Genomic DNA, 8,930 nt, shown 5'->3' on the forward strand with positions numbered 1-8,930 from the left:
ACAGAAACCCGGTTTCTGGTCCTTTTATAGGAGGTTGAGAAACCGGGTTTCTTTCGTCAATTTAGGCAATCAAGCAACAATTTTGACAGAAACCCGGTTTCTGGTCCTTTTATAGGAGGTTGAGAAACCGGGTTTCTTTCATCAATTTAGGCAATCAAGCAACAGTTTTGACAGAAACCCGGTTTCTGGTCCTTTGTCGGGGGTTAGAAACCGGGTTTCTTTCATCAATTTAGGCAATAAAGCAACAATTTTGACAGAAACCCGGTTTCTGGTCCTTTGTCGGGGGTTAGAAACCGGGTTTCTTTCATCAATTTAGGCAATCAAGCAACAGTTTTGACAGAAACCCGGTTTCTGGTCCTTTTATAGGAGGTTGAGAAACCGGGTTTCTTTCATCAATTTAGGCAATCAAGCAACACTTATCGCAGAAACCCGGTTTCTGGTCCTTTGTCGGGGGTTAGAAACCGGGTTTCTTTCGTCAATTTAGGCGATGAAGCAACAATTTTGGCAGAAACCCGGTTTCTGGTCCTTGGAGTGGGAGCAAGATGCTCGCTATCTTTGGAGTGCGAGCATCTTGCTCGCTATCTTTATATCTGATTTAGACTCGCTATATTAGTTCACCATTCCCCATTGCTTTCATCGTAAACGGGTAATAAAATGCTAAACACCGAACCCCGTCCGACCCGGCTTTTGACCGTAATTGAACCCCCGGAATGGAGTAAAAGCTGTTGGACAATGGTTAATCCCAATCCGGCTCCTTCTATATCGTCATTAATAGCTTGACGACTCCGATAAAAGGCTTCAAAAACTTTAGGAATTTCCCCAGGGGGAATGCCGATACCCGTATCGCGAAATTCCAGTTGAACGTAATCTCCTTGTTGTTTAGAACGCACCCAAACTTCCCCACCAGACCCGGTGAATTTAATGGCATTTTGCAGCAAATTCAGCACAATTTTTTTGAGCCAGTCCCGGGTGCAAATTACGGGGGGTAATGTGCTGCGGAGGGTGTAGGCTAAGAGTACGCCTTTTTCCTGGGCGATCGGCTGATAGGTACTGACGATTCCTGGGACAATTTCTCCTAAGCGGATGCCCTCCATTTGGGCTTTATCCACCTCGCTTTCTAGGCGCACGAGTTCTAGGAATCCGTCGATTAAGGCATTTTGGCGATCGCAAGACTGATGCAAGAGCGCACTATATCGCTCTCGTTGCGCCGGTTTGAGTTTGGGTGAATCCAACAAGCTCAAGGCCGTTTTCATATTGGTTAACGGCGTGCGGAGTTCCTGTCCAATTTTATTCAGAAACTCGTCTTTAAACTCCAAGGCATCCAGTAGTTCTTGATTTTGTCGTCGCAATGCCGCCAGTTCTCCCTCCCCGGCCAATTCTTGTCCTTGCTGTTCCAGTCGCTGGAGTTGCTTACTAAATAAATGTCCCAATAATAAAGGGTCCGGTTTAGGCAATTCCAGGTGACCAAAAGCCATGTCCCAATTTTCGAGTAAATTCTCGCAAACTTTCCCAGATGTCTCGATCGCGGGTTGATTCTCCTCGGAAATCGGACAACTCTGACAACACCCTTTACTCACCGAGACTTTCAGTCCATCGAAAACCTGTTGAATCGTTTGTTGGTCTAGGGAATAAAGGGCAACTAAGGTTTTATTTCGCTGAGATTCCCGATAGGAATGGGGTTCAAACTCCCTTGAGTGCGCGGGACTGGCTAAAATTGCCACGGATAATTCCGGGGACAACACAATCAGAAAATATTCATCGTTCAGTTTGCTATTGAGAACTAACTGAATGGAGCATAAGGGTAAGGGGGTTTTGGTGGGCATCAGGATCGGTCCTTGATCGCTAATCAGGGAATTCTCGTCAATGCCGCAGGTTAACGGGGCACTGTAGGGCGGACTGTTGCGATGGAGGTGGCGATCGAAGCTTTTTTGTTGATCCGACGATCGCGGTTTAAAAAAGCTGTATCGCTGTCGGGAATATAACTCGTTTGTTCCTCCGGTTCCTCCTTCCTCCTCTGTGTTTTCCTCCCCAGTCTTTTGAATATCCTCACCCGGTTTGGGGTGGAGGATATAGACCGGATTCGTTCCACCGAGCAGATGGCGGTAGCGATCGAGGTCTCCCTGCCAGTCGCACCAATCCGGAAGCTTCACCCACAACGTTGCTGGGATTTTTTGTTCGATCAGCAGGTCAAAGACACCGCCCACCATGCCCTTAAAAGACGGGTAGGAAACTTGCAAGGGATGAGGCGGTGCGATCGCACTAAGGGCGCAATCATAAAGAGACACATCCTGAGCTGTTGATAAATTCATCTTCTGAAGTGTCCGCGAGTTGGCAAATCCCTGTACTTCACCCAGGGCAGGAAATCCGACGCCAGGAACTTGATGCATTTCCCTTGGGCGGTTGATGTTGTCAACTTAACATCACCCCCACAAACCGGGGAATGAATACAGTAGCCTAAACGTCAATTTTGTTTAGGTTTCTAGCAATTTTTAAGGGTCCGAGCCATCATCTATTTGATTCAAACACCCTGATTTTTCCGATCGCTTCGCACCCTTAGTCCATTGACCTAGCTCAATTACCGCTCTCCATCTCATCCCTCAATGGGCAGAAGATAGAGTTAGGTATAGAAACCTGGGTCTCTTCAGACCCTCTCAGTCTTTCTTATCTTCCCTCAAGTCGGGAAGAGGATTATTTTTATGAGTAAGGCTAATTCTATTTTAAAGTTAAATTCCTTGATGTTGCATTCGTAATCCTACGCAAAAAGCGCCCTATTCCAGGCGCTTTAAACAGTAGACTTCTTGCAAAATAACCGATTGATCCCCCTTTCCCCCCCTTAACAACCCCAATCACTCGCCCTGAGTAGGGTGGGCACTGCCCACCGAACAGAAGGTGGGCACTGCCCACCCTACAACTGAATCTACTAAAATGCAGCAAAAATTAAAGTTTCCCTACATTATTGCCAAAAACAACCGAACCGCGTCACTCTCCCGGTCCCAGGACCCGTTAAACCACAGCGGCAAACCGTTGATTTAACGCTTCGCGCGCTTGTTCTCGGTCATCAAAATGGATTTTTTCTGTCCCGAGAATTTGATAGTCTTCATGGCCCTTACCGGCAATCACCACCCCATCACCGGGTTTTGCTTCCAAGATGGCAGTCCGAATCGCGGTAGCCCGATCGCCTATCACCCGCGCTGAGATACTCTCGGGAATCCCTGCCGCCACATCCTTTAAAATCTGTTCCGGGTCTTCCGTGCGAGGATTATCCGAAGTCACCACCACCACATCGGCCAATTCTGCGGCAATTTTTCCCATAATCGGACGCTTGGTGCGATCGCGATCGCCCCCACAGCCAAACACACAAATCAATTTCCCCGAAATAAAAGGTCGCGTCGCCTTCAGCACATTTTCCAAACTATCCGGCGTATGAGCATAATCCACGATCGCGCTAATATCCTGGTCCGGTTTAATCAGCACCTGTTCCATCCGTCCCGGCACTCCCGGAAACTCCGGCAACACCGCCACAATCTCTGCCAAGGGAATCCCAAAATGCAGGACCGCCCCCGCTGCCGCCAGCATATTTTCCACATTGTATTGTCCCACCAAGGGCAAGGAAAACTTGGCATTACCTACCGGCGTATGCAGCATACCCTTCACCCCTGCCGGTTCATACTCAATATCACTCGTCCATAAATCTGCCTGGGCATTGTGGGTGCTATAACCCCATAACTGATCCCCACTCAACCGTTCAGCCAAGCGCTGTCCATAGCTATCATCAATATTCACCACCGCGCAACCTTGCAAATATTCCGCGCTGAACAGCTTGGCTTTTGCCTCGAAGTAATCCAGCATCGTTTCATGGAAATCGAGGTGGTCCTGGGTCAAATTGGTAAAAATCCCGACTTGAAACGGCAACCCCTGCACCCGTCCCTGGGCCAAGGAATGGGAACTGACTTCCATCACCCCAAATTCACATCCCGCCTGGACTGCATCACTTAATTGATGATTCAGGTCCACCGCAAACGGGGTGGTATGGGCCGCCACCTGTTCAAATCCCGGCCACCGGACATAAAGGGTCCCTAACAGGGCCGTGGGTTTTTGGACTTTCTGGAGAATAAACTCGACTAAATGAGTGGTGGTGGTTTTGCCATTGGTCCCAGTTACCCCAATTAAATTGAGTTTTTTCCCAGGTTCCCCATAAAAGGCAGCCGCAATTTGGGCACAAGCAGCGGTCATATCTGCCACGGGAATCACCACCGCATCAGATTGGGGGGGGTGTTTTTGCGCCGCTTGGGGACTGACTAAGGCTGCCACTGCACCGGCTGCGATCGCCGAGGGCCAAAAATCACCGCCATCCACACGGGTTCCCGGCATTCCGATAAACAAATCCCCCGGTTGACAGGCATGGGAATTGGTACTTAAACCCGTGACTTCGATTTCCAGCGCCTCCTTGTCAAGGGTCTCTAACAGAATGCTGGGTAATAACGCTTTGAGCTTCATCGTTTTAATTCCTCACAGGCGGTTGGGCGATCGTTCATCCAAGACTCAGGGGAATGGGGTTAATCCGGAATCGGGTTGTTAAAGGTCTATGAAATCCCCGCAGGCTCAAGCCTGGGGCTACAGGGACGAAGCCCGCCTGCGCGGGCTAAGAACGACAATAGACTTTTAATAACCGGATTGGATATAACTTCCCCTCCCCTCTCGTCTTGCATTATTTTTCGCCTATTGTGAATCATTTTTCGGAAAGTATTGCTGTAACATTTGCTGCACTTGCTGCACCGAGGCCCGAGGAGAGGGCCTCGGCAAGGGTTCCTCTTTTGGTGCAATTTCCGAGTCGGGGTCCGGAGTCATCACCCGACAGAGCACGGGGATTTCATACTGATAGGCAGCAAACCAATCCGCTTGGGTGGTAATGTCGCGCACCTCTAGCTCAAAGTTCAAATCCCGAATCTGTTCTATTTTTTCCTGCAACCCCTCGCAGAGGTGGCAATCCGGCTTTCCGTACAAAATTAATCGCATTACCTATTTACTCCAGACCCCAACCCTGGTTATTTTATGGGAAAGCAAGCCTGATACCAAATCCAGTTGTGAAAAATCGTTCGTAGTGATAAGGAATCCGGTTGTCAAAGGTCTGTAAAAACCCGCAGGCTGTAGCCCGGAGGCTACACAGACGAAGCCCGCCTGCGCGGGCTAATTCACGAAATTGACTTTTACCAACCGGATTTGGTATGACTCCTTCACCGAGTCATCTTAAAGAAACCTCTGAAGGGATTACTACGAACGATTGGATGATTTATGTTGTGCAATCTTGAGCCTGCGAAGGCAGGCTTTGTCCGTATAGCCCCAGGCTTCAGCCTGCGGGGTTTTTGAACGTTTGGATGATTTATGTTGTGCTTGAGCCTGCGAAGGCAGGCTTTGTCCGTATAGCCCCAGGCTTCAGCCTGCGGGGTTTTTTAGATAATTTATCTTGTGCAATCTTGAGCCTGCGAAGGCAGGCTTTGTCCGTGTAGCCCCAGGCTTTAGCCTGTGGGGCTCTTATAGACAGAAGTCGATGCAGTAATTGCCACCCATCAGCATATAATTTGGATTGGCACTTCCCCTCTGATATCTGAGTCTTAATGCTCAGTTCTCTAACGGACACCTCCGGGTCAAGAGACACATTTGAGGGCATCCCACCTATTCCTTTCGGTAACTTCATAAAACTTTAACAAGTAATGTAAGCCTTTTGGAATAGGGATTCCAAGCCCTTGGATAGAAGCAAGTACACCGCTAAACTCCTCCCTTAGAAATAAAATACTTATTCCCGACCAAGTTAGGGGAGTTTTAGAGTATGATTGATTTTGGAAACCCTTAAATGACTTATTACAGTAAAGAAACGAGCATGGTCAACTCAGTACAGGCACCAACCAAATCCACCACCAGTCTCGACTTGGATGAACTCAACCAACGATTTGAGTCATCCCATCCCCAAGAGATTCTGGCCTGGTGCGTCAATAATTTTCCCACAGGGCTTGTGCAAAGCACGGCATTTGGAGCCAGCGGCATGGTCGTTATGGACCTCCTCTACCGTGAACTGAAATCCAATCCCCCGGTGCCTGTTCTGTTTCTCGACACCTTGCACCACTTTGCCGAAACTCTGGAATTGGTAGAACGCTCTAAGCAACACTACAACTTAGATTTGCATATCTACAAAAACCCAGAAGCCAGCGATCGCCACGAGTTCGCCCACCGTTACGGCACTGCCTTGTGGCACAGCAACGTTGAACAATTCCACTATCTCACGAAAGTGGAACCCCTGAAACGCGGCTTGGAAGAATTAAACGTCGTCGCCTGGATCACCGGACGCCGCCGGGACCAATCCAGTTCTCGGGCTCAAATGCCCATCTTTGAACGGGATAACGATGGACGCATCAAAGTCAATCCCTTAGCGAACTGGACCCGCAAAGAAACTTGGAGTTACATCATGCAGCATGGTGTCCCTTACAATGCCCTGCACGATCAAGGGTATGGCAGCATTGGTGATGAACCCCTGACAACTCCCGTGGGTGCTGGCGAACATGAACGCGCCGGACGCTGGCGGGGTTCGGCTAAAAGCGAATGCGGCATTCATATCTAAGGGGAAGTTAATAGTCCTAGGTCTTTTGTCCTCCGGTTTGAAGCAAGGCGACTGCGCCAGTCTGTGCAACGTTCAAGAAACAAAGCACAATAGACAAAGGAAGTGAAGAGTCCTCGGTCTTTTGTCACTGGGTTTAAAATAAGGCGATCGCGCCAGTTTGTCCAAACCCAACAGAAACAAAGGACAAAGGACAAAACACAAAGGACAAAGGACAAAGGACTAACAACACCCCATGATTAAAATTCTGCATCTTTCAGATATCCATATCGGCAGTGGGTTTTCCCACGGGCGAGTTAATCCAGCCACGGGCTTGAATACGCGATTAGAAGATTTTGTCAGCACCTTGAGTCGCTGTATCGATCGCGCCATTGCAGAACCCGTGGATTTAGTTTTGTTTGGCGGGGATGCCTTTCCCGATGCCACCCCACCGCCATTTGTCCAAGAAGCCTTTGCGCGGCAATTTCATCGGTTAGTCGAGGCAAATATCCCCACAGTTTTGCTGGTTGGCAACCATGATCAACATTCCCAAGGACAAGGGGGAGCAAGTTTATCGATTTATCGCACCTTGGGAGTCCCGGGGTTTATTGTCGGCGATCGCCTCACGACTCATCGCATAGAAACTGCCAAGGGTCCGGTGCAGATTATTACCTTGCCTTGGATTACTCGTTCCACCTTAATGACGCGATCGCAAACCGAAGGGATTTCTCTATCAGATGTGAATCAGATATTAATTGACCGTTTGCGCGTCGTCCTAGAAGGGGAAGTCCGCCAACTGGACGACACGGTACCCACAGTCCTGCTGGCGCATTTAATGGCCGATCGCGCTGAATTAGGGGCGGAACGGTTTCTGGCAGTCGGCAAGGGGTTTACCATTCCGATTTCCCTGTTAATTCGCCCCGAGTTTGATTATGTAGCCTTGGGTCATGTTCACCGCCACCAGAACCTGAATCCCACGAATAATCCGCCAGTGATTTATCCCGGAAGTATTGAACGGGTAGATTTCAGTGAGCAGAAGGAAGATAAAGGCTATGTGATGGTGGAGTTAGAACGGGGACAGGCGAAGTGGGAATTTTGCCCGTTGGTTGTGCGAGCTTTTAAGACGATTAAGGTAGATGTATCAGAAGCGGAGAATCCCCAAGAGCAGATTTTAAAGGCAGTCGGCAAACAGGAGATTGAGGATGCAGTTGTGAGACTGATTTATCAATTGCGATCGCACCAAATTGATTTAATTGATAACACCGTTATTCATGCCGCCTTAAGCGAGGCACATAACTACACTATCCAAGCCGAACTCGTCAGCCAACTCGCCCGACCCCGAGTCCCCGAACTGAATGCGGGCGCAGGAATTGACCCGTTAAGCGCGTTACAAACCTATTTAGAGAATCGAGAAGGCTTAGAAGATATCAAAACCGATTTGCTAGAAGCGGCAGAGGGTTTATTGGCGGGAGATGAGCAGATGTGGCAATTTGCCTCAACGGCTGAAGATGGGGAACAGAAGGAGGCGATCGACGAGCTATCAGTGCAACTGAAATTGCTTTAGAATGACTTGAAAAAATACCCTAAATGTGATAAGTTTATTCCCAATTTAGGAGGAGTTTATCCGGGCCGTAAAATTCACTTAACGGAACCGAAATTATTTGGGAAAAACTCAAACAACCCGGGGCTATTTAAAGTCGTTTGAAAGTTATTTTGCACCATTGTTTTCTTAGAATTCGCCGCCACTCGATCCAGTTCTTCTATTTCCCACGCATCCAAACTCCAACCTAGCGCACCGAGATTTTGTTGCGCCTGTTCCACAGTTTTTGCCCCGGGAATGGGAATCATCCCTTTGCAGATGCACCAATTGATCGCAACCTGGGACATGGTTTTATTTCGGGCTGAGGCAATTGCTCCTAAACATTCTAACAAAGGCCGAATTTTGGGTAAAATATTCCGAAACAGCAACCCACGAATCCCCGGAGGAAATGGACCCTTTTATGAGTATTTTCCCGTGAGCAATCCTAACGCCAAAGGACTGTAAGCAATCAGTTGAATTCCCAGGCGATCGCAGACTTCTTTTAACCCCAATGTGGTCACGGGATAGGTAGATAACAGAGAGTATTGAACTTGCAGGGCCACAATACCAACACAAAACGCACTAAATTTTCGGGACTGTCCCAATGTAAATCTATTGTACGATAAGGGTATTCCAACAAATAAATCATCCTTGCTTTGATGCGATCGCACCTAACAAGGCTCTTTTAGCCCGCGCAGGCGGGCTTTGTCCTGTGAGCCTCCACCCTTCAGGGTGCGGGTTTTTTGAAGGTTTTATTTTTTG

5 protein-coding genes and 1 pseudogene are annotated in these 8,930 nt (G+C 48.6%); 2 read left to right on the forward strand and 4 right to left on the reverse strand.

The features are described from left to right. Positions 1 to 614: 614 nt before the first annotated feature. The 3 genes from NG833_RS03355 to NG833_RS03365 form a co-directional block, all read right to left on the reverse strand. Positions 615 to 2,309 (reverse strand): ATP-binding protein, encoded by a 1,695-nt coding sequence (locus NG833_RS03355; protein WP_254563917.1) that lies wholly within the window; start codon positions 2,307 to 2,309, stop codon positions 615 to 617. A gap of 694 nt (positions 2,310 to 3,003) precedes the next feature. Next, positions 3,004 to 4,497: a UDP-N-acetylmuramoyl-L-alanyl-D-glutamate--2,6-diaminopimelate ligase gene (locus tag NG833_RS03360; protein ID WP_254563918.1), complete on the reverse strand. Its 1,494-nt coding sequence runs from the start codon at positions 4,495 to 4,497 to the stop codon at positions 3,004 to 3,006. 222 nt (positions 4,498 to 4,719) lie between these two features. Continuing rightward, positions 4,720 to 5,016, reverse strand: coding sequence for a glutaredoxin family protein (locus NG833_RS03365; protein WP_254563919.1), 297 nt, complete (start codon positions 5,014 to 5,016; stop codon positions 4,720 to 4,722). Positions 5,017 to 5,851: 835 nt separating this feature from the next. Here NG833_RS03365 and cysH point away from each other — a divergent pair. Next, positions 5,852 to 6,613, forward strand: a complete 762-nt coding sequence (cysH, locus tag NG833_RS03370; RefSeq protein ID WP_254563920.1) for a phosphoadenosine phosphosulfate reductase — start codon at positions 5,852 to 5,854, stop codon at positions 6,611 to 6,613. A gap of 232 nt (positions 6,614 to 6,845) precedes the next feature. Beyond that, positions 6,846 to 8,153 carry an exonuclease subunit SbcD gene (gene sbcD, locus NG833_RS03375; RefSeq protein WP_254563921.1) on the forward strand — a complete coding sequence of 436 codons (1,308 nt, stop codon included), beginning with the start codon at positions 6,846 to 6,848 and terminating at the stop codon, positions 8,151 to 8,153. A 74-nt stretch (positions 8,154 to 8,227) separates the two neighbouring features. Here the strand turns inward: sbcD and NG833_RS03380 are convergent. Further along, positions 8,228 to 8,740 (reverse strand): annotated as a pseudogene (locus NG833_RS03380) (aldo/keto reductase); the annotation flags it as partial. Positions 8,741 to 8,930 lie beyond the last annotated feature (190 nt).

Source organism: Oscillatoria sp. HE19RPO (genome assembly GCF_024220515.1).
Classification (GTDB): domain Bacteria; phylum Cyanobacteriota; class Cyanobacteriia; order Cyanobacteriales; family Laspinemataceae; genus Laspinema.